Here is a 20,130-nt window from a genome sequence, read left to right on the forward strand (position 1 = left end):
TGTGCTACTTCAGGGCCCTGGTCGCATTGAGGACGCAGAGCACCATCACGCCCACGTCGCCGAAGACGGCAAGCCACATCGGGGCGAGACCGAAAAGAGCAAGGATGAGGATCGCGATCTTCACGGCAATCGCGAAGACGATGTTTTCGCGCGCAATCTTGATGGTCCGCCGTGCGATGCGGATGGCAAGGGCGACCTTCGACGGCTTGTCATCCATAAGGACGACATCTGCCGCCTCGATGGCAGCGTCAGAGCCGAGAGCGCCCATCGCGATGCCCACATCGGCACGGGCAAGCACCGGCGCGTCGTTGATGCCGTCACCGACGAAGGCAAGCGAGGTGCCTTCCGGCTTCGCAGAGAGGAGCTTCTCCACCTCGGCAACCTTGTCCTGCGGAAGAAGGCCGCTCCGGTATTCGTCGAGCCCGAGCTCTGTGGCCACATCATGCGCCACTTCCTCGCGGTCGCCCGTGAGCATGACGGTCTTGAGGACGCCTTCTGCCTTCATGTCACGGATGGCTTCTGCTGCATCTGGCTTGACCTCGTCGGAGATCACGATATGTCCCGCATACCTATGGTCGATTGCGACATGGATGCACGTTCCCATGTCATGCTCGCACACATGCCACTTCGCACCTTCGGCGTCCATGAGACGGGTATTGCCGACCGCGACCCTCTTGCCTGCGACCGTGGCCACGATGCCCTGGCCGGCAATCTCGGTCGTGTCCTTGATCTCGCAGCCATCGCCGACACAGGGGAAGGCAGAGCGCAGCGCTGCCGCAATCGGGTGCGTCGAGAACTGTTCGACATGCGCTGCCAGATGCAGGAGCTCCTTCTCATCCACCTTGTCAGGGTGCACGGCGCTCACGACGAACGTGCCTTTCGTGAGCGTGCCGGTCTTGTCGAACACGATCGTGTCAGCCGTCGCAAGCGCATCCATGAAGGTGGAGCCCTTGATCAGGATGCCCTGCTTCGAAGCGCCGCCGATGCCGCCGAAGAAGGTGAGCGGCACGGAGAGCACAAGCGCACAGGGGCAGGACACGACGAGGAACGTCAAGGCACGCAGGAGCCACGTCGCGAAGTTCGCGCCGAAGTCTCCCGAGAAGAGGGGCGGCAGGAACGCGACAGCGATGGCAGCATAGACGACAATCGGCGTATAGACCTTCGCGAAGCGGGTGATGAAGTTCTCAGAGCGCGACTTGCTCTGGCCTGCATGCTCGACGAGGTCCAAGATCTTTGCAGCCGTGGACTCGCCGAAGGCCTTCATGACCTTGACGCGCAGGACTCCCGAGACATTGACGCAGCCGGAGATGATAGCATCGCCGGGGATGACATCGCGCGGAGCGGATTCGCCCGTGATGGCAACCGTGTTGAGGCTCGAGGAGCCCTCGAGGATGACGCCGTCCATCGGCACCTTCTCGCCCGGACGGATAACGATGGTCTCGCCGACCTCGACATCATCAGGGTCGACGACCTTGACCTCGCCATCGCGCTCGACATTGGCCGTGTCGGGGCGGATATCCATGAGCTGGGAGATCGAGCGGCGTGAATTGCCTTCCGCGATGCCTTCAAAGAGCTCTCCTACCTGGAAGAAGAGCATCACGAAGACGGCTTCGGCGAACATGGGCTCGCCACCCGGAATGAAGCCTATCAGAAGCGCTCCGACCGTAGCGACTGCCATAAGGAAGTCCTCGTCGAAGGGATGGCCCTCTACGATGTTCTCCCCTGCCTCCTTGAGGACAGACCCTCCAGCGACAAGATAGGACGGCAGGAAGAAGATGAGCTGGACGATGAGCGGGAATTCCCAGACCTTGGTGACGATGACGGCAGCGACAAGAAGCAGTGCCGAAATCAGGATCTTCTTCTTGAGGACAGCTGGGTCCTCATCATCGTCGTCCTCGTCCTCCTCGTCTGCCTCGCAGCACGAGCAGGGCTTCTTCTCGTCTTCGTCGTGGTCGTGAGCGTCATGTCCGCAGCAGCTGCATCCCATGGCCCTCTCCTTTCTGGAAAGCGTGGCTTTCCCGGCCCAGTGCCCTTTGGCACTGTCTCTTTCCTGTGCATATGAATGTCTGCTCATATGTTCAAGAAGAAGTATAGAAAATGCCGATTCAGCGGTCAATGAGAGCCGAGCCACATTTTCTGCTCTGGCGACACATCAGCTCCGAATGGTCGGAAACGAGCGAGAAGCTCATGCAGAGCACGCATGGATTCCTGCAGAAACAGCAGGACCACAGCTCGTCCATACGGGTCAGGAACACGAGAAAGACAAGGCTTCTCTTCTGGACAGTTTCTCCATAGCATGCAAGGCACTGGCAAGAAGGGTCACCCGCGGCAGATGGCTTCATGCTCTTATCCATGCTCCGGCAAAGCCCTAGCCTGCACGGAAGCGGTAACACGCCGGCTCGAATCCCCTGGCCGAAAAGATCTGCCCGAACTTCTGCATGAGACAGTGCCAGGGTATGAGGAGATCGCAGCATCGCTGAGGCTTCTGGTCGAGCAGCATCTTGGCTGGCTCGTACCAGATGAAAGAGAGGAGGGATAATGTCAGGAGGCGTGAAGGAATCTGACTGGAAGCTCTTCCGGAAGCTGCTTCCCCAATGGCAGGCACAGGCAATGGAGCGGCTCTGCCATGAGTACCAGGAGATCCTGTCTGATGATTCCAAGCCAGCATCCGAGCGCTTCTGGAAGCTCGACGGGCGCATCAGGAAGGACCGGAGGATGGCATGCGTGGAATGCACCCTCTCGCGCTCGACCATGGACAATGTGCTCCACGAGCTTCTTGCCGAAGGAGCGATCACGCTCGAAGACCTTGACGGCATGAGCGAAGAACTCCAAGAGCGCATGAAGCGGTAGGCAGAGATAATCCTCGAGTAAGGCAGAGCGGGCAGGAGACAAGCCCTTCTGTCTCCTGCCCGCATTCCCATCAAACGATCCGCGTCGTATCCATCTGAATGTCTGAGTCCTTTTCCGGATTGCGATGGAACAGCTCATTCGGCGACCAGCCATTGTTCGGCCAGATCGGCACCGCATTCATCATCTTCATGATCCTGTTCAGGAGCTGCGTAAGCACCGCCTCGGTCGGCACGAATCCGTATTCATCAAGGATATTCAGGTAGTGCTGGATGGAATTCGTGCCAGGCATGCCGAAGCGCATATCGTAGAGGAACTCCTCTACCACATCGTCCGCGAAGAAATAGTCATCTGCATCGTCTGGCACATGGGCGTCGAGATAGCTCCTGAGCTCCTGGACCTCAGGAATCCTGAGCATCCATTCCTCGACATCTGCATCATTCTCGACACCTTCTGGAAGCGGCCGGGGCTCTTTGCCCTGCTGGCCGTCCAGGATGTCCTCTATCAGAGGATCCATCTCCTGGTCGAGCAGAAGGCCTTCCGTCCATTCGCTGTCCCCATCAGGCGGATAGCAGCTGTCGCAGAGGGAGCCATCCACCAGATAGAGCTCATCTGGATCTCCTTCGAACGACATGATTGCAAATCCTGCGTAGCCTGCCTGCATATAGCGGGCAATGATATCGATCACCTCGTTGCCGGAAAGGCCCTCGCCGAACTCGTCATTCGCATCGAGAGCCAGCATGATGCCTCTGAGATAGACCGCAGCACCGATATGGTCGAAGATCCGCTGTCCCTGCTGCACCCGCGCTTCGATTCCATCCCAGTCAAGCGATGGCGCCTGAGACATGAACAGATCGGAGAGGGCAAAGCTCGCCTTCGTGCCCGAGACGAAGAGCATGCCAAGACCGACAAGCTCCGGCATGCGGCACGCAGCATGAAGCTCTCTGGGATCCTCGAGATCGAATTCCTTCACGCCGCCCGCAGCCACTGCATCGCGTACTGCCCTGAACTCCTCCGGAAAGCAGATGGAGAGCACCTCATCAAACCGCGGGTTCTGCTCGAGCGCTTCTGCCACAAGCTGCACCAGCTCGTCCTTCCTGAGCTTCGAGAGGCGTGTGAGGTCCAGTGCGCGTCCAAGCTCCTGGAGGCGGGCCTTGCTGAGGCAGGAAAGCTGCTCTGCAAGGGCATGCACCGGCTGGCCCTTCTTCGATAGCTTTCCAAGGAGCTTCTGGCGCAGCTCGTCAGCAGAGGAAGCATCCGCCCTGTCGAAGGCAGCATCGCTTGCGGCTTTCGCAGCACGCTCGCGCTCGTCAGGAGAGAGTCCGGCAAGCGCACCTCTGTGGCAGCCTTCCGGCATCTCATCTTTCTCTTCAAGCTCTTTCTGATGCCTCTCATGCTCCTCGAGATGGCGGTGGGCATCTTCCATCCAGCTCTCCGCGTTCTTTGCAAGTTCGCGCCCATCCCGGACGATAAGCCCCTCCTTCTTGCAGCGTGCCGCCTCATCAGCAAACATGGCCTTTATGCGTTCCGAAAAGCCCATGTCGTAGGTCTGGAGATAGGCGTCGTAGACAATGAAGCGCCCGAAAGGCAGAAGCACCGTATCGACCGCAGCCGGGAACTTGCCCACCACGCTTGCAATCGAATGGGTGATGCCTGCGACGGCGAAAGCGCGATCGAAGCCAAGGAAGAGCGGTTCTGGCCCAAGCTGTACGACCGTGAACTTGCCTGTCAGCGGATGCTGCCAGCTCTGGATAAGGTCTGCGACCTTGCGCGGCGTCTGGGGCGGAAGATGCCCCGCGATGTCCTTGAGCACCTCAGGCGAATGGAAGATAGCATCGAGGAGCTCTGCCTCATCATCCGGTGCAGGAGGCTCGTACTTGATGCTGTGTGGCACGATATGGAGCCGCTTGTTCCCCTCGAACTCGATGAGGGCCATGGCAGCATGGAAGAGCTTGAGTTCGCTGCGGTCGAGAATCATTGGCGCACCTTTCTCGTGCGGATCAGCGTTCTATGCAAAGAAGAAGGACGAGACATGGACGGTCGTGCATCCGGTCTTTCGGGCCACCTCGTCGAGCGTCTTTACCGTGTCCTCGACAAGCGCGACGCGCCGCTCGGACGCGCAGAACTCTTTTGCCAAGGCTCTGAGCTCCGCCACCTTGTCGCTCTTGCTCCGGACGAGCTTCACGTGGTCGGCAGGAAGACCGTAGTTCGCAACGACGAAATCGCGCTTCCCCTCCTCCTCATAGTCTTCTGCGACCGAGCAGGCAAAGACGCGTGTGCGCCCCTTCTTCTCGATGAAGCGCTGGATCTGAGGGACAGGACGGATATGGGCATAGGGGTGCTCTTCAAGCACATAGGTCTTCCAGTCTCCGTCAAGGCAGGCTGCATGAGAAAGCTCGCCGAACTCATAGGGTGCAAGCACTCCATCGATATCGAACACGACGACGGTCTCAGGCTCTGCGAGATAGAAAAGGATATCCGACATGCTGCGCTCCTTGGCTGCTCATTGACCTCTCAAGCATACCTGATGCCTCTGCTGCCTTCGTTTACAGTGCGTATCCATTTTCAGCCCAAGAGATAGGAGCATCTAGACTGGAAGAGATGCAATCTTGAGTTATGGCTTGAACATCCCCTCGAAGGAGAGAACATGGCAAAGATCGAGATGAAGACGCCGCTTGTCGAGATGGACGGCGACGAGATGACCCGCATCATCTGGCAGCTCATCAAGGATGAGCTTCTGGAGCCGTTCGTGGACCTCAAGACCGAATACTATGACCTCGGACTCAAGCACAGGGACGAGACCGAAGACCAGGTCACGATCGATGCAGCAGAGGCAACGAAGCGCCTGGGCGTCGCCGTCAAGTGCGCGACAATCACACCGAACGCAGCCCGCGTGAAGGAGTACGACCTCCACAAGATGTGGAAGAGCCCGAACGGCACGATCCGCGCCATGCTCGACGGCACGGTCTTCCGTGCCCCCATCATCGTGAAGGGCATCGAGCCTGTCGTTTCCAACTGGAAGAAGCCAATCACGATTGCCCGTCACGCCTACGGCGATGTCTACCGCGACGCCGAAATGCGCATCCCGGGGCCGGGCAAGGTCGAGCTTGTCTATACGGCAGCAGATGGCACCGAAACCCGCACGCTCGTCCATGAGTTCACGGAGCCAGGCGTCGTCGAAGGCATGCACAACCTCGACTCGTCGATCACGAGCTTCGCACGCTCCTGCTTCTCCTATGCCCTGTCAGTACACCAGGACCTCTGGTTTGCGACGAAGGACACGATCTCGAAGACCTATGACCACCGCTTCAAGGACATCTTCGCCGATGTCTATGAGAAGGAGTACAGGGAGCGCTTCGAGGAGGCAGGCCTCACGTACTTCTACACCTTGATCGACGACGTCGTTGCCCGCATCATGAAGAGCGAGGGCGGCTTTGTCTGGGCCTGCAAGAACTACGACGGCGACGTGATGAGCGACATGCTCTCGAGCGCCTTCGGCTCGCTCGCGCTCATGACATCAGTGCTCGTGAGCCCGCATGGCTATTTCGAATACGAAGCAGCGCATGGCACGGTGCAGCGCCACTACTACAAGTATCTCAAGGGCGAGACGACCTCGACGAACTCTGTCGCCACGATCTTTGCCTGGACGGGCGCTCTGAGGAAGCGTGCCGAGCTCGATGGCACCCCTGCCCTTGCAGACTTTGCAGACAGGCTCGAGCAGGCAACGCTTGCCACGATCGAGTCCGGCAGGATGACAGGAGATCTCGCCCGCATCACGAAGCTCCCGAACCCTCAGACGCTCGATACGGCAGGCTTCATCGTCGCCGTCCGCCAGGAGCTCGAGAAGCTGCTCGAAGCCTGATATCCCGTCTCTGAGCTGAGACATCCACAGGCCTGCTGCACAGCCGCTGCAGCGGGCCTGTTTCCTTCTTGCGTGCATCGGACCTGTCCCGGCATTCTGGCAGAGCCTGCATGGCAGCTGCGCCTTATGCCCTCTTCCTGAGCACGAGGTAGCAGTTCTGGTCATGGGTCTTCCCGTCGGCCAGATATGAGGCCACAACAGAGGCCTGGCCTCTGACCGCATGGGCAAGCTCCTGCGCCTCATGTTCCGTGAAGCTATGGCAGTAGCGCCAGACGCCCGGCTTTCCCTGCCAGCCCAGAAGATAGTCTCCCGGCTCCAGCGCATCCCGGGCAAAACCAAGCTCCTGGCAGGCTCTCCGTGTCGCTGCCTCCGCCTTCTGTGCCCCTGCCGGACTGTCCGCAAAGCGCCAGAGGGCAAGCGCGACGATGCCGCCTGCTGCCGTGGCGTCCACCAGCTCCTGCACGAAGCGCAGGCGCAGCCCCGCGCCGGGTACATGATGCAGGAAGCCGAAGCAGCAGAGAAGGTCTGCCGACTCGATGCCAGAAGGAAGGGCTTTTGCTCCCTCGAGGAGCGGCGTGATGAGATCTTGCTCGAAGCAGGCAGCTTCGATCGAAGCAGGCCAGCCTGGCGCCTCGTCCATCAGCGGCGCACAGGAATCGATGGCCTGATAGCGTATGCGGACCTGCGGAAGCGCCTCTGCCAGCGCACGGCCGAAGCGTCCATTGCCTGAAGCTACATCGGTCACGGAAAGCGACGGCCTTCCTTCGGCTGCCAGAAGGCTGAAGATCTTTCTCCAGCCTTCCCAGGCAGCTTTTCTCGTACTGGAGAAAGACTGCGCTTCCTGCGCATAGAATGCCTCGGTCAGCTGCACCAGGCGTCTGGCAAGCGCCGGATCTGCCTGGTCTCGGGACAGAGGATCCTCGCTCATGCGCCCTGTCCGCTTCTGTCCGATGCGCCCAGCAGCGCTTCTTCCCGCTCTGCCAGAAAGCCGCCCACGCAGTCTTCGATATCGAGGTCCATGCGCTCTGCCAGCACGGCAAGCCACCAGACACATTCGCCTATCTTGGCAGGGAGCCTGTCTGCCTCGGCGCTGGGCCAGCGCCCTTCATGGTCCATCGCAAGGCGTCCGACGATGCCGGCATCGGTCAGGAAGGCAAGCGCATCCTCCTCGATGCTCCACACCGAGCCGTGGAGCTCCTGCTCGAGCTCGTGATAGCGCCTCCTCAGGGCGCAGGAGCGCTCCTCGACCTCTTCAAGATCCATATGCATGGCCCCTTTCTGGTTTCTGGCCCGCTCCATTATGCCAGCCTGCCTCGAAGCGGACCTTCAAGAATTGCGAGGAGCGGGCCGTCTCATGGTCCGGCTATGCAGGCAGCATCTTCTGCTCTCCTGCCGCATGCTTCCTGCTGCACACCCGGAATGCCACTACACTGGGCATAAGCGCCCGCACGGGCCCGCCTAGTACGAAAAGGATTGCCCATGGAATTCACTGACACGATCAAGAACCGCTATTCCTGCAAGAAGTACAGCAGCCGCGCCGTTGAGGAGGACAAGCTTACGCAGATCCTCGAAGCAGGACGCGTAGCGCCGACCGCAAAGAACCTGCAGGAGCAGCACATCTACGTGCTGCAATCCAAAGAGGCCCTCGAGAAGCTCGATAGCCTCACCCCCTGCCGCTATGGAGCGCCGACCGTCCTTCTCGTCGCGTTCGACAGCAGCAATGTCTATACCTACCCCGGAAGCGAACGCACTTCGGGCGTAGAGGATGCGAGCATCGTGGCGACACACATGATCCTTGCAGCCGCAGCCGAAGGCGTCGACTCCTGCTGGGTGAACCGCCTCAATCCCGAAGAGGCCGCGCGTGTCTTCGGACTGCCGGAGAACGAGAAGGTCCTCTGCGCAATCGATCTGGGCTATGCAGCCGAAGGCACGCACCCGCTTCCCAACCACAACTCGCGCAAGGAGCTCTCCGAGACCGTCACGCGGCTCTAGGGAAAGCCGGCTGCTGACGCCGGCATCGAACATGTGAAAGGAGCAGCCGATGTGGACATGCCCCAAGTGCGGGCGGACCTTTGCCCGCACGAACCAGTCCCACTGGTGCGGCAAAAAGCCCCTGAGCGTCGATGAATACCTTGCCCGGCAGCCAGAGGACATACGTCCGGAGCTTGAGCAGATGCGCGGCATTCTGAGAAGGGCGCTGCCCGACGCCGAGGAGAGGATCTCCTGGAGCATGCCCACCTTATGGCAAGGACACAATCTCATCCACTTCGCTGCAGCCAAGCACCATATCGGGCTCTATCCGGGGGATGCTGCCGTCCGTCACTTCAAGGACGAGCTGGACGGCAGATATGTCTCGAGCAAAGGCAGCATCCGGATTCCCTACGGCGCAATCGATGCCGACCTTGTCACACGCATTGCCCTCTGGTGCCTTGAAGAAGAGCAGCAGACAGGACCTGGAATAAGGTCATAAGGAGACCAGGTGCCAGCCTGCCGAATCGATTCCGAGCTCTTTGGATCCGGAGACGATGGCCTTGCCGGCATCGAGCCCATAGGCTTCTTCCGCTTCCTGGTCCGCAAGGCTACGCATGCAGGGCACCGGCATCTTCGGGACGTCTCCCGCTAGCGGGAAAAGAGATTCCTGGCCCTCTGCAATTCCTATCACGATGCTCGGAATTTGTTCTTGCAATCCATGGGAAGAAGCGCTTTACTGTGTAACACCAAGCAGTTAAGTAGGAATTGAGAGACCCGGAGAGGAGACACACCATGCTTAACGCACGTAGCATCATGGCGAGCTCGATGTGCATGTGCTGTGACAGGTGCCTGTCCGGGACCTCTGCGCGATGTCGGCGCTAGCTGCTGGCATGCACAGATCGGCTCTTTCGGGCAGGCCCTTATGGACCTGCCCTTTTTTATTGACGCAGAAAGGAACCTGATATGGAATTCGATGCATCGGCCTTTGCCGCCCTCATTGTCGCCGCAGCCTTCTTCGCGCTGCTTGCTGTCCTGAAACGGCGCTTCCGGTGGGGCTTCGGCGCACGCGTCCTTCTGGCAACCGGCCTGGGCGTCGTGCTCGGCCTTGCCTTCGGCGGATCCTACACCTACTACGCTCTCGTCGGTACTATCTATGCCAACGTGATCTCTGCCATGGTCGTGCCGCTGCTCTTCTTCTCGATCATCGCGTCGATCACGAACCTCTCCGACCTCGTGCACATCAAGGCCATCGGCTGGAAGTCCGTCCTGTTCCTGCTCCTCAACACGCTGACAGCAACGCTGCTCACGCTCCTCATCGCGCTGCCGCTCCACATCGGCCAGGGCTTCTCGCTTGACGCTGTGAGCTACGACGCAAAGACCGTGCCATCCGTCACGGACACAATCGTCGGCCTCTTCCCGCAGAACCTCGCCACTTCCTGGACGAACAACGCCGTCGTCCCCATCATCGTCTTTGCCCTGATTGTCGCTGCCGCCTACAACCGCCTCGTTCAGAAGCAGAAGGAGGCGCCGTCCGAGAAGGCAGTGGACGTGAAGCCGTTCAAGGCCTTCGTCGATGCCACGAACTCCGTCCTCGGCAACGCCGTGAGCTGGATCGTCTCCTTCACGCCGTACGCTGTCGTCTCCCTCATCGGCCGTGCAGTCGGCCGTGCCGATGTCGCGACGCTCCTGCCCCTGGTCGGCGTCCTTGTCGTCGCCTATGTGATCCTCGCAATCCAGTTCTTCGGCGTCGAATCTGCCTTCGTCGCCCTCATCGGCAAGCTCAATCCTGCCCGCTTCTTCCGTGGCATCGCCCCTGCGGCCGTGACCGCCTTCACGACGCAGAGCTCTGTCGGCACGATTCCTGTCACCGTCTCCTCGCTTACCAAGAACCTCGGCGTGGATGAGGACGTGGCTTCCTTCACGGCCGGCCTTGGTGCCAACCTCGGCATGCCCGGCTGCGCTGGCATGTGGCCAACGCTCGTTGCCCTCTTTGCCCTGAACGCCACCGGCACTGTCTTCACGCCTGGCCAGTATGTCCTGCTGGTCCTGCTCACCCTCGTCGTCTCCATCGGCACGGTCGGCGTCCCTGGCACAGCCACGATCACGGCGACCGCCCTGCTTGCGGCACTGGGCCTGCCCGTCGAGACGATTGCCCTCGTCGCCCCCATCTCCTCCATCGTCGATATGGGCCGTACCGCCACGAACGTCGTCGGCGCTGCCGAGGCATCGCTGATCGTTGCCCGCACCGAAGGCCTCGTCGACGAAGAGGTCTACAACGGAGGCGAAGCCTATAGCCTTCCTTCGAACAAGAAGGCAGAGGCTGCCGCATAAGGTCCAGCGACTCGGATCTTTGCCTCCTCTCCAAGGCGCACAGAGGCACCTGCCCCTGTGCGCCTTTTTCCGTTAGAATATTCTCCATTCAGACGTCTGCTCAGGGAGGCCACGATGGAAGTCACAGCAGGATGCATCGTCAGCATCATCGTCGGGGCCCTCATCCTGGGTATGGCTCTCTGGCAGATGAAGACAGGATCGGTGCGTCTGCTCCACAGCTACCATACAGTGAACGTACCTGAAGAAGCACGTCCGGCGCTTGCGCTCGAGAGCGGACGCTGGCTTGCCGCCACAGGCATCTCGGTCATCCTCCTGGGACCGACGCTCCTTCTGCCTGCACCGTACCAGGAAATCGCCACCGCCATCCTGGTGACCGTGCTTCTTGCATCAACGGCTCTTGCCTGCCGCGCCATCGTGAAGTACAACGGCTCGCTCTTCGGCTGACAATTCCCTCTTCCGCTTTCAGGATGGAAGTGCGCATCCATTCCCTTCCGCCCTGCTCCTGCCCCTATAATGCAGAGCCATGGAAGAGCTGATACATGACATAATCGAGCACCTGCGTGCCATCCCCGGCGAACGCCCCTTATCCCCGGCCGAGCTGGACCGCATCATGCGCCGCCACAGCAGGGAGCTTCCTGGGAACCAGCGCTTCAGCAAGAGGAGCCTTCTTCCTGCCTGCATCAGGATCGAGGAAGAGAGGCCCGAGCTCTGGGCAGGCTGGCAGGTCGACTCTGCCCTCAAGGCGCGCCTCCATGCAAGCCTCCAGATGAAGCCAAGGCGCACCGCGTCGGGTGTCGCCACGATCACCGTGATTACCCGTCCCTGGCCCTGTTCCTCGAACTGTCTCTACTGTCCGGCAGACCTGAGGATGCCGAAAAGCTATCTCTGCCACGAGCCGGCCTGCCAGAGGGCAGAGCAGAACTTCTTCGACCCGTATCTTCAGGTGGCGCTGCGCCTCAAGGCCCTGGAGCAAATGGGGCATGCGACCGACAAGGTCGAGCTCATCATCCTCGGCGGCACCTGGAGCGACTATCCCAAGGCTTACCAGCTCTGGTTCGTGTGCGAACTCTTCCGCGCTCTGAACGAATGGCCCGCACCCGAAGAGGCGCTCCGCCGCCGCTACCAGCGCTACCGTGACCTCGGCTATATGAACTCGGACGCCGCCCTCGAGCGCTTCGTCGCACCTGAGCAGGAACGGGTCTGGCAGGGGGAAGAGATCTACAACACGGCCTGGCAGAAGCTCTATGGGACAAAGGAAGCCCAGCTCTCCTGGATGTCTGCCACTGAAGGCGAGCTGCACGCTGTCCAGAAGGCAAACGAGCACACCGCGCACCGCATGGTCGGCCTTGTGATCGAGACAAGGCCTGATACCATCACGCCAGAGGCCCTGCACTCCTTCCGCGCGCTTGGCTGCACGAAGGTACAGATCGGCATCCAGTCCACCCGCCAGGACATCCTCGATATCAACCGCCGTGCCACGACGACCGAAGAGATCGCCCGCGCGATGCTCCTGATCCGCCTCTTCGGCTTCAAGATCCATACGCACCTGATGGTGAACCTCGAAGGATCGACGCCTCAAGAAGACATCGAGGACTTTAGGACCTTTGTCGAAGATCCGCGCTTCCTACCCGATGAGATCAAGCTCTACCCCTGCGCCCTTGTGGCAGGAACGGCCCTTGTGAAGGAATACGAAGAGGGCAGATGGCGCCCCTACACCGAAGAGGAGCTTCTGCATGTGCTGGTCGCAGACACGCTCGCGACCCCTCCCTATGTGCGCATCAGCCGCATGATCCGCGACATCTCAGCAGACGATATCATGGCCGGCAACAAGAAGACGAACCTGCGCCAGATGGTAGAGCAGAAAATCATCTCTGCAGGCGAGGCGGGACTTGTGCACGATATCCGCTTCCGCGAGATTGCTGGGCGCGAGGTAGACCTCTCGACGCTTTCCCTGGGCGATGCTGCCTACGAGACGCTTGGCACCGAAGAGCACTTCCTCCAGTGGGTCACGCCCGATGGGCACATTGCGGGATTCCTGCGCCTGTCGCTTCCGAAATGGAAGAGACTCAAAGAAGGCATCCTCGGAATAGATGCAGCAGCTCTGCCAACTGGTCCAGGCGAAGCCATGATCCGCGAGGTGCATGTCTATGGACAGGCAGCGCATCTCGGCAGGACCGATGCTGCAGCCCAGCACCAAGGCCTGGGCCGTGCCCTTGTGAAACGCGCCGAAGAGATTGCACATGACGCCGGATATGAGTGGCTCAATGTCGTGAGCGCTGTTGGCACCCGTGAATACTACCGCATGCTCGGCTTCGAGGATGCAGGGCTCTACCAGAGAATCTCAGTGGAATAGCATCCATCCAAAGCAAGGTCCCCGCAGCATGCACGCTGCGGGGACCATTTCTGCTAGTCCAGCTCGTGGAAGTGGAACTGGCGCACGCCCGTCGCATAGTCTCCGACGATGTGGCCTTCTCCTTCGAGCAGGTACTTGTAGGTCTCGAGGCCTTCAAGGCCGACCGGTCCCCTTGCATGGAGCTTGCCCGTCGAGATGCCGACTTCGGCGCCGAAGCCATAGCGGAAGCCATCGGCGAAGCGCGTCGAGCAGTTGCGGTAGACACCAGCAGAGTCGACCCTTTGCTGGAAGCAGGCAGCTGCTGCATCATCTGTGGCGACAATCGAGTCGGTATGGTGCGAGCCCCAGCGGTTGATGTGGGCAACCGCTCCCTCGACGCCGTCCACAACCTTGCAGCTCATTACATAGTCGCCGTACTCGGTCCCATACTCATCCTCGCCCATAGGCTCTACCTCAGGAATACCTGAGACTTTGGAGAGGATAGCAAGGGCTTCGCCTGACGCCCTGAGACGTGCACCTTTCTCGGCAAGCGCACGTGCCGCCTTGGCCAGGAACTCCTCCGCAATCGGTGCATCGACGAGAAGCGTCTCTGCGGCATTGCAGACGGCCGGATACTGCGTCTTTGCATCGACGACAATCCGTGCTGCCATGTCCTGGTCAGCCGAACGGTCCACATAGACATGGCAGACACCTGCCGAGTGGCCCATCACAGGAATCTTCGTGTGATTCATGATGTAAGAGACGAAGGCATTGGAGCCACGCGGAATCAGGAGATCGATGTCTCCTTCGCACTCCAAGAGCTCATCTATCTCCTCGTGCGATTCTGCCAAGGCAAGCACATCCTGCGCAAGCCCTGCCTCCCCGAGCGCTGCCTGCACAAGCGCAAAGAGCGCCCGGTTCGTGCGCTGCGTCTCCTTGCCGCCCTTCAAGATTGCCGCATTGCCGCTCTTGATGCAGAGCGAGCCGATCTGGATCAGGGCATCGGGACGCGCCTCGAAGATGACGCCGATGACGCCGATGGGGCAGCTCACGCGGCGAAGCACGAGCCCCTCATCGAGCTCGCGCGCAAGCTGAGTCACACCGATAGGGTCGCTCAACTGCTCGAGCGATGAGAGCTGTGCCCGAGACTCTTGAAGCTTGCCTTCGTCGTAGCGAAGGCGCTTCTGCACAGTGGCTGCAAGTCCCTGCTTCTGGGCATCTGCCATATCCTCTCTGTTTGCAGCAAAGACCTCGTCCTTGTGGATCTCGAGCTCTTTGCCGAGCGCTGCGATGAAGGCATTGCGCACATCGAGCGCAGAGGCAGCGAGGGCAGGAGAGGCAAGGCGCAGGACGTGGGCTGTTTCGCGTATGGTCATGGACACTCCTTCAGATCAGTCTTTTGATGCGAGTCTACCAGCCAACCATGTCCGATATGTTGCTTTATCTGTTACCGGCATACTCATCTTTCGTTTTCTGCATCCATTTGCAGAACTCCCCTATATGAAAGCAGGCACCCCGATACGGGATGCCTGCTTCCAAAGGAGGGATGAGACTCAAGCGCCAGAGGGAATGATGGGGAGCGCCTAGGCCTCGACTTTGCGGCCAGCAAGATAGGTGGCCTCGAGGGTCATATCAGGAGCGAAGACATTGAAGTCGGCTTCGCGTCCCGGGAGGATGAAGCCGCAGACGTTATCGACATGTGCCGAGCGTGCTGCCACCTCGGAGCCCATGCGGAGCGCCTGCTCGGGAGAGACGATGCCCCAGTCGACCATGTTCTTCACGCCGAGGGCAAGCGTCAGGACAGAGCCTGCAATGGAGCCCGTCGTGCCATCCTCGTTCAGGAGGTAGCAGAGGTTGTCCTTCATGATGACAGGAAGGCCGCCACTCATGTACTCGCCTTCGGGGAGTCCGCCGCAGGCGAGGCAGTCGGTAATCAGCACGACATGCTCCCAGCCCTTGGCACGGACGAGCGCCTCGCAGGCAGCAGGAACCACATGGTGGCCATCGCAGATGAGCTCGGCGTAGGTGTCCTTCGTGACCATGGCGGCACCGACGACACCTGGCTCGCGGTGATGGAGGCCGCGCATGCCGTTATAGGTGTGGACGAAGCAGGTAGCACCGGCACGGACGGCGCGGAGTGTCTCTGCATACGTTGCATCGGAGTGGCCGATAGCAGTGACGACACCTTCGGCAGCGAGCTTCGAGATGTACTCTTCCGCCTCGTCGTACTCGGCAGCAAGAGCGCTCTTCACAATCATGTTGTCGGAGCTCTCCTGCCAGCGCTTGTAGGCAGCGTAGGAAGGCGGAACGAGGTACTTCGGGTTCTGGGCGCCCTTGTGCTTGTAGGTGAAGAAGGGGCCCTCGAGGTAGATGCCCGGCATGCGTGCGCCCATGAAGTCGGCGTCGCGGCTTGCGCGGGCGTCGTGGATGGCCTTGCACTGCTGGGCGATGTTGTCCACGGAATCCGTGAACGTCGTCGGAAGCCAGGCGGTCGTGCCGCGGCGGGCAAGCTCGAGCGATGCGGCGTTCAGGCCTTCTGCATCGCAGTCGGTCGTTGCATGGCCGAAGAAGCCATGGATATGGGTATCGACAAGGCCCGGGGAGACGATTGCATCGCCGAGCTCGACGATATCTGTGTCCGGCTTCTCCTCGGAGAACCTGCCGAACTTGCCGTCCTCGACGGCGAGGTATCCCTCTCCCGTCATCTTCGACGGGAGGATGAAGTGCTGTGCATGCAGCGCGTATGCTGCCATGGTACCTCCTTATGAAAACGTGCTCCTCAGAAGCTACATCTTACATCTGGAACGGATGGATGGTGACGCCCTTGACGACACGGTTGACCGTGCCCGTCGGAGAGGGCGTATCAGGGGTGTTGCCGACCTTGACGGAGGTGAGGAGCGAGACCGTCTGGGCAACCATTACGTACGGAAGAGCAAGGTATGCCTCGGGAAGCGGAGCGTAGGCAGAACCGAACGTGAAGGACTCGCCTTCGAACTTGGTCTCCCCTTCCTGCTGGATTGCGATGGTGTGGGCAGCGATCTTGTCGCCTGCGATCTCATTCAGAATATCGAGGTCGTACTGGCGCGTGTAGGGATCGTTGTGGACAAGGTCGAAGACAAGGGTCTTGCCGTCGACGAAGGACTTCGGTCCATGGCGATAGCCCATGGAGGAGTCGAAGGAGGTAGCGATAAGGCCGTGGGTGAGCTCGAGGATCTTGAGCTGGCACTCGCGTGCCTCGCCTGCGAAGGAGCCGGAGCCGAGGTAGGTGATGCGGTCGAAGTCCGTGTCGATCCACTTCTGGATCTCAGGCTCGCGGGCGATGACCTCGCGTCCCATGGCTGCGATCTCTGCGACCCAGGTGCCCTTGTCCTCGCGCGAAGCCGTATCGAAGATGAGGGCCGCCATGAGCTCCATGCAGGAGTAGGAGCCGGTCATGGCGAAGCCCTGGTCATTGGCGCCCGGGATGAGAAGCGTCAGGTTCTCGCTGTCGTCCCTGAACTGCTGGGCAAGGTGGCCCTCAGGTGCGCAGGTGATGTTGAGGTAGAGGATGTTGTTCACGACCTGGCCGGCACGCTCGACAGCAGCAAGGCTCTCAGGCGAGTTGCCGGAACGGGCGAAGGAGACAAGGACCGTCGGATCTTCCGGACGCAGATAGTCGAGCGGTGCCGCCACGATATCGGTCGTCGCGATCGCATCGAAGCGGAAGGCGGAGTTGTCGCCGTGGCGGCGCAGGTACGGCGTCACCGTATCGCCGACGTAGGCGGAGGTGCCGGCGCCCGTGAACACGACATGCGTGCGCTCGTCCGTGCCGCCGAGCACACGCGCGCGCTCCACGAAGCTCTTGATCGCGTCGATATTGTCGTCGAAGATCCTGAGCGTGCCTTCCCAGAGCTCGGGCTGCTGGCGGATCTCGCGCGTCGTGATCTCGGCACCCATCGACTTCAGGGTCTCGGTATCCTTCTCGAACATGGTTCTCTCTCCCTTTCTGAGGATGCTATCCCCGATAGTGCGAAATCTTGTAGCGGAACTGGTCCGCACGTGCAACGCTGCGCGTATATTCGATGGCCGTATTGCGGTCGTTGTACGTCGTGCGATAGAGCCGAAGCACTGCTGCACCTTCCGGTATCTGGAGCAGCTCGGCCTCTTCGGGGCGGCAGATGCTTGCGCAGAACTCCTCTTCCGCCACGCGGATCGTCTGGTGATACGTCTTCTCCATGAGATCGTAGAGCGGCGTCGTCGAAAGCTCTTCCTGGGTGAGTCCTACGAACTCATTCGCAGGAAGGTAGGTTGTCTCGACCATCATCGGCACGTCGTTTGCCCATCTCAGGCGCTTCATGCGGATGACGGGCTCGCCGATGTGCATATCGAGATAGGACGCTACATGCTTCGGCGCTCCCCTAAGCTCGAAGTCGAGGATGGTCGTCTTGGGGACCCTCCCCATCTTGCGCATCTGTTCGGTGAAACTATAGGTGCCCATGAGGTTGGTGGCCTCACGTGAAGTGTCAGCTACAAAAGTACCCTTGCCATGCTTTCTGACCACATATCCCTGGGTCTCAAGCTCTGCCAGGGCAAGGCGTACCGTCGTGCGTGAGAGACCATAGGTCTCGCAGAGCTCGCGCTCTGAGGGGAGCACGTCCCCCGGTGACATCTCGTTCTCGATCTTGCTCTGGAGCAGGTCGACAAGCTGGTCATATAATGGCTGCCTTTTTGCTGCGCGGCCCATGATCCCTCCCCAGAATGGAAAAGCGCGGATACGCCTCAAAGCGTACCCGCGCTTTCGTGCAGTAGCGTATCCTTAGGCGCAAATCTGCAGAGCTTCACGGGAAAAGCGGCTGCAGCGCGCCCAGGCCTGCCGGAGGTTTCCCTCCGGCGTGCCAGATCCTAGCCCCAGATGCTCGGGAACAGGCCGAAGGGGCCAGCACCAACGATACCGATGATGAGGACCAGGACGATAGCCTTGATCGGGGTGAAGTTCTTCTTTGCGAAGAGGTAGTAGAGAAGCATGACGAGAGCAAGAGGAACGAGCTTCGGGCAGATGCTGTCGAGGATGCTTGCGATGTCGATGGTGACAGGAGACGTGACGGTGTCCATGTAGGTGACTTCGCTCATGCCATTGCCGAGGTCGGTTGCGCCTGCGGTGACCTTGCTGCCGTCAGCGTCGATAGCGGTGAGAGGAGTCTCGCCGTCGGCGGCGTACATACCGGAGAGCGTGGTGCCGTCGTCAGCGGAGGAGATGATAGCGAAGTCGTCGACATTCTCGGTCGGAACGACAGCCGTCTTGGCGACATAGGCCTGCGTTGTGCCGTTGGGGATGACAGCCTTGATCTGGGTGCCGCCCATGGTGACGGTCAGGCAGCCGACGATGAAGACGCCAAGGATGGAGGCGGCGCGGGTGAAGGCCTGCATGTGATCCATGAGGGAATCAAGCGCTGTCATGCCCATCTTGTAGGACCAGTTCATGAGGCCGAAGCGCAGTGCGAACTGGACCGCATTGAAGATGATGAGGAACAGGATCGGGCCGAACACGTTGCCAGCGATGGCCATGTTCGAGCAGATGCCTGCGGTGATCGGCACGAGCGTCATCCAGAAGAGAGCGTCGCCGATGCCGCCGAGCGGGCCCATGAGGGAGACACGGACAGCACGGATGGTCGGGATGTCGACCTTCTTCTGCTCCATGGACAGGATGATGCCCATTGCGAACGTGACGAGGAACGGGTGGATGTTGAAGAACTCCATGTTGTGCGTCATGGACAGGGCAAGGTCTTCCTTGTCGTCCGCATGGATCTTCTCGAGGCCCGGGAGGATGGAATAGAGCCAGCCAGCGGCCTGCATGCGTTCGTAGTTGAACGATGCCTGCAGGAAGCAGGAGCGCCATGCCATCTTGTTGAGGGTCTTCTGGTCGAGATCGGGAGCCGGCGTGAGGTTCTGATAGTTCGTAGCGCCCTCAAAGCGGTTGATCTTTGCCTGCTCGTTAGATGCCATCTTCCTCACCTCCGTCGAGTTCTGCTGCAGCTGCGCCCTTGAGCTCAGTCTGCTGCTGATAGTCCCAGTAAGCGATGCCGAAGCCGATAAGAGCGAGGATCAGCAGGCCCGGGGTTGCAAGTGCTTTGATGTTGGAAACGATGATTGCGAAGCCGAAGCCCATGAAGTAGAAGCCCCACATATCCTTGTTCATCATGAACTTCAGAAGGACGGCGAAGCCGACGAAGCGCATCATGCCGCCAGCTGCAGAGAGACCAGCCGTGAGCCAGGTCGGGATTGCAGCGACGACAGCGCCACCGACTGCAGCACCGCCGACGAAGAAGAGGGTGACGACGACGCCGAAGATGAGGCCGAGCAGGCACATGGAGAGGTAGTTGATCCTCTCGATGCCCTTCGGGTTGGCATCAGCTGCGTACTGATCGCACTTGGACATGAGCGGGGACATGAGGGTGAAGATAAGGGTGACGCCATACTGTCCCAGAAGGGAGAATGGGATTGCGGTCGCAACCGCCACGTTAGGCTCGAGATTCAGCGTGATTGCCAGAATCGCTGCCATGATGCCGCCAACAACTGCATTGGGCGGCTGAGCACCGCCAATCGGCATGTTGCCGATTGTCATGAGCTGATACGTGCCACCAACAATAAGGCCGGTCTGCACGTCGCCAAGGATGATGCCGATCACCAGGCCGGTGACGAGCGGCTGATACAGAGACTCCAGGAAGCTGAACTGGTCGATAGCCGCGATGAACGTGACCACGAAGACCAGGAAGACCTGCAATGCTGAGTACTCCATCCTTGTTCCTCC

General features: G+C 60.1%; 19 protein-coding genes. 8 read left to right on the top strand and 11 right to left on the bottom strand.

What is annotated here, in order from left to right:
• Positions 1–4 precede the first annotated feature (4 nt).
• Positions 5–1,987: a heavy metal translocating P-type ATPase gene (locus tag VXJ24_RS04310; protein ID WP_330971689.1), complete on the bottom strand. Its 1,983-nt coding sequence runs from the start codon at positions 1,985–1,987 to the stop codon at positions 5–7.
• Positions 1,988–2,538: 551 nt separating this feature from the next.
• On the opposite strand from VXJ24_RS04310, the gene VXJ24_RS04315 reads away from it, so the two are divergent.
• Positions 2,539–2,850, top strand: a complete 312-nt coding sequence (locus tag VXJ24_RS04315) for a hypothetical protein (protein ID WP_330971690.1) — start codon at positions 2,539–2,541, stop codon at positions 2,848–2,850.
• 70 nt (positions 2,851–2,920) lie between these two features.
• Here VXJ24_RS04315 and VXJ24_RS04320 read toward each other — a convergent pair whose 3' ends face one another.
• Entirely contained in the window at positions 2,921–4,825 is a 1,905-nt protein-coding gene (locus VXJ24_RS04320; RefSeq protein WP_330971691.1) for a hypothetical protein, read from the bottom strand.
• A gap of 30 nt (positions 4,826–4,855) precedes the next feature.
• Positions 4,856–5,332, bottom strand: coding sequence for a hypothetical protein (locus tag VXJ24_RS04325; RefSeq protein ID WP_330971692.1), 477 nt, complete (start codon positions 5,330–5,332; stop codon positions 4,856–4,858).
• A 162-nt stretch (positions 5,333–5,494) separates the two neighbouring features.
• On the opposite strand from VXJ24_RS04325, the gene VXJ24_RS04330 reads away from it, so the two are divergent.
• Positions 5,495–6,709, top strand: a complete 1,215-nt coding sequence (locus tag VXJ24_RS04330; protein WP_330971693.1) for an NADP-dependent isocitrate dehydrogenase — start codon at positions 5,495–5,497, stop codon at positions 6,707–6,709.
• 124 nt (positions 6,710–6,833) lie between these two features.
• Here VXJ24_RS04330 and VXJ24_RS04335 read toward each other — a convergent pair whose 3' ends face one another.
• Complete coding sequence (locus tag VXJ24_RS04335) at positions 6,834–7,637, bottom strand: class I SAM-dependent methyltransferase (protein WP_330971694.1); 804 nt, start codon at positions 7,635–7,637, stop codon at positions 6,834–6,836.
• Positions 7,634–7,972: a nucleoside triphosphate pyrophosphohydrolase family protein gene (locus tag VXJ24_RS04340; RefSeq protein ID WP_330971695.1), complete on the bottom strand. Its 339-nt coding sequence runs from the start codon at positions 7,970–7,972 to the stop codon at positions 7,634–7,636. Before VXJ24_RS04340 ends, VXJ24_RS04335 begins: the two co-directional genes overlap by 4 nt.
• Before the next feature lie 216 nt (positions 7,973–8,188).
• On the opposite strand from VXJ24_RS04340, the gene VXJ24_RS04345 reads away from it, so the two are divergent.
• The 6 genes from VXJ24_RS04345 to VXJ24_RS04370 all read left to right on the top strand — a co-directional run bounded on the left by VXJ24_RS04345 (position 8,189) and on the right by VXJ24_RS04370 (position 13,364).
• Entirely contained in the window at positions 8,189–8,701 is a 513-nt protein-coding gene (locus VXJ24_RS04345; RefSeq protein WP_330971696.1) for a nitroreductase family protein, read from the top strand.
• Positions 8,702–8,750: 49 nt separating this feature from the next.
• Positions 8,751–9,179 carry an iron chaperone gene (locus tag VXJ24_RS04350; protein WP_330971697.1) on the top strand — a complete coding sequence of 143 codons (429 nt, stop codon included), beginning with the start codon at positions 8,751–8,753 and terminating at the stop codon, positions 9,177–9,179.
• A 9-nt stretch (positions 9,180–9,188) separates the two neighbouring features.
• Positions 9,189–9,332: a hypothetical protein gene (locus tag VXJ24_RS04355; RefSeq protein WP_330971698.1), complete on the top strand. Its 144-nt coding sequence runs from the start codon at positions 9,189–9,191 to the stop codon at positions 9,330–9,332.
• A 311-nt stretch (positions 9,333–9,643) separates the two neighbouring features.
• The gene (locus tag VXJ24_RS04360; protein WP_330971699.1) at positions 9,644–11,011 is read left to right on the top strand and encodes a dicarboxylate/amino acid:cation symporter; all 1,368 of its coding nucleotides are present in this window, start codon (positions 9,644–9,646) and stop codon (positions 11,009–11,011) included.
• A gap of 114 nt (positions 11,012–11,125) precedes the next feature.
• Positions 11,126–11,455 carry a hypothetical protein gene (locus VXJ24_RS04365; RefSeq protein WP_330971700.1) on the top strand — a complete coding sequence of 110 codons (330 nt, stop codon included), beginning with the start codon at positions 11,126–11,128 and terminating at the stop codon, positions 11,453–11,455.
• Between the two features lie 79 nt (positions 11,456–11,534).
• On the top strand, positions 11,535–13,364 hold the full coding sequence (locus VXJ24_RS04370) for an elongator complex protein 3 (RefSeq protein ID WP_330971701.1): 1,830 nt from the start codon (positions 11,535–11,537) through the stop codon (positions 13,362–13,364).
• Positions 13,365–13,417: 53 nt separating this feature from the next.
• Here VXJ24_RS04370 and VXJ24_RS04375 read toward each other — a convergent pair whose 3' ends face one another.
• The 6 genes from VXJ24_RS04375 to VXJ24_RS04400 all read right to left on the bottom strand — a co-directional run bounded on the left by VXJ24_RS04375 (position 13,418) and on the right by VXJ24_RS04400 (position 20,118).
• A complete protein-coding gene (locus VXJ24_RS04375; RefSeq protein ID WP_330971702.1) occupies positions 13,418–14,719 on the bottom strand; it encodes a glutamate-5-semialdehyde dehydrogenase in 1,302 nt (433 codons plus the stop codon).
• Positions 14,720–14,926: 207 nt separating this feature from the next.
• On the bottom strand, positions 14,927–16,096 hold the full coding sequence (gene nagA / locus VXJ24_RS04380; RefSeq protein ID WP_330971703.1) for an N-acetylglucosamine-6-phosphate deacetylase: 1,170 nt from the start codon (positions 16,094–16,096) through the stop codon (positions 14,927–14,929).
• Between the two features lie 40 nt (positions 16,097–16,136).
• Positions 16,137–17,312 carry an SIS domain-containing protein gene (locus tag VXJ24_RS04385; RefSeq protein ID WP_330971704.1) on the bottom strand — a complete coding sequence of 392 codons (1,176 nt, stop codon included), beginning with the start codon at positions 17,310–17,312 and terminating at the stop codon, positions 16,137–16,139.
• Positions 17,313–17,337: 25 nt separating this feature from the next.
• Entirely contained in the window at positions 17,338–18,066 is a 729-nt protein-coding gene (locus VXJ24_RS04390) for a GntR family transcriptional regulator (RefSeq protein ID WP_330971705.1), read from the bottom strand.
• A gap of 158 nt (positions 18,067–18,224) precedes the next feature.
• Positions 18,225–19,325, bottom strand: coding sequence for a PTS system mannose/fructose/sorbose family transporter subunit IID (locus VXJ24_RS04395; protein ID WP_330971706.1), 1,101 nt, complete (start codon positions 19,323–19,325; stop codon positions 18,225–18,227).
• Complete coding sequence (locus tag VXJ24_RS04400) at positions 19,315–20,118, bottom strand: PTS mannose/fructose/sorbose/N-acetylgalactosamine transporter subunit IIC (protein WP_330971707.1); 804 nt, start codon at positions 20,116–20,118, stop codon at positions 19,315–19,317. The genes VXJ24_RS04395 and VXJ24_RS04400 overlap by 11 nt, the downstream gene beginning before the upstream one ends.
• Positions 20,119–20,130 lie beyond the last annotated feature (12 nt).

It is taken from the genome of Olsenella kribbiana, from assembly GCF_036408795.1.
GTDB classification, from domain to species: domain Bacteria; phylum Actinomycetota; class Coriobacteriia; order Coriobacteriales; family Atopobiaceae; genus Olsenella_L; species Olsenella_L kribbiana.

Coding starts and splice junctions, on each gene's coding strand:
- VXJ24_RS04310 (WP_330971689.1), bottom strand. CDS start 1,987: ATGGGATGCAGCTGCTGCGGACATGACGCTCACGACCACGACGAAGAC.
- VXJ24_RS04315 (WP_330971690.1), top strand. CDS start 2,539: ATGTCAGGAGGCGTGAAGGAATCTGACTGGAAGCTCTTCCGGAAGCTG.
- VXJ24_RS04320 (WP_330971691.1), bottom strand. CDS start 4,825: ATGATTCTCGACCGCAGCGAACTCAAGCTCTTCCATGCTGCCATGGCC.
- VXJ24_RS04325 (WP_330971692.1), bottom strand. CDS start 5,332: ATGTCGGATATCCTTTTCTATCTCGCAGAGCCTGAGACCGTCGTCGTG.
- VXJ24_RS04330 (WP_330971693.1), top strand. CDS start 5,495: ATGGCAAAGATCGAGATGAAGACGCCGCTTGTCGAGATGGACGGCGAC.
- VXJ24_RS04335 (WP_330971694.1), bottom strand. CDS start 7,637: ATGAGCGAGGATCCTCTGTCCCGAGACCAGGCAGATCCGGCGCTTGCC.
- VXJ24_RS04340 (WP_330971695.1), bottom strand. CDS start 7,972: ATGGATCTTGAAGAGGTCGAGGAGCGCTCCTGCGCCCTGAGGAGGCGC.
- VXJ24_RS04345 (WP_330971696.1), top strand. CDS start 8,189: ATGGAATTCACTGACACGATCAAGAACCGCTATTCCTGCAAGAAGTAC.
- VXJ24_RS04350 (WP_330971697.1), top strand. CDS start 8,751: ATGTGGACATGCCCCAAGTGCGGGCGGACCTTTGCCCGCACGAACCAG.
- VXJ24_RS04360 (WP_330971699.1), top strand. CDS start 9,644: ATGGAATTCGATGCATCGGCCTTTGCCGCCCTCATTGTCGCCGCAGCC.
- VXJ24_RS04365 (WP_330971700.1), top strand. CDS start 11,126: ATGGAAGTCACAGCAGGATGCATCGTCAGCATCATCGTCGGGGCCCTC.
- VXJ24_RS04370 (WP_330971701.1), top strand. CDS start 11,535: ATGGAAGAGCTGATACATGACATAATCGAGCACCTGCGTGCCATCCCC.
- VXJ24_RS04375 (WP_330971702.1), bottom strand. CDS start 14,719: ATGACCATACGCGAAACAGCCCACGTCCTGCGCCTTGCCTCTCCTGCC.
- nagA (WP_330971703.1), bottom strand. CDS start 16,096: ATGGCAGCATACGCGCTGCATGCACAGCACTTCATCCTCCCGTCGAAG.
- VXJ24_RS04385 (WP_330971704.1), bottom strand. CDS start 17,312: ATGTTCGAGAAGGATACCGAGACCCTGAAGTCGATGGGTGCCGAGATC.
- VXJ24_RS04390 (WP_330971705.1), bottom strand. CDS start 18,066: ATGGGCCGCGCAGCAAAAAGGCAGCCATTATATGACCAGCTTGTCGAC.
- VXJ24_RS04395 (WP_330971706.1), bottom strand. CDS start 19,325: ATGGCATCTAACGAGCAGGCAAAGATCAACCGCTTTGAGGGCGCTACG.
- VXJ24_RS04400 (WP_330971707.1), bottom strand. CDS start 20,118: ATGGAGTACTCAGCATTGCAGGTCTTCCTGGTCTTCGTGGTCACGTTC.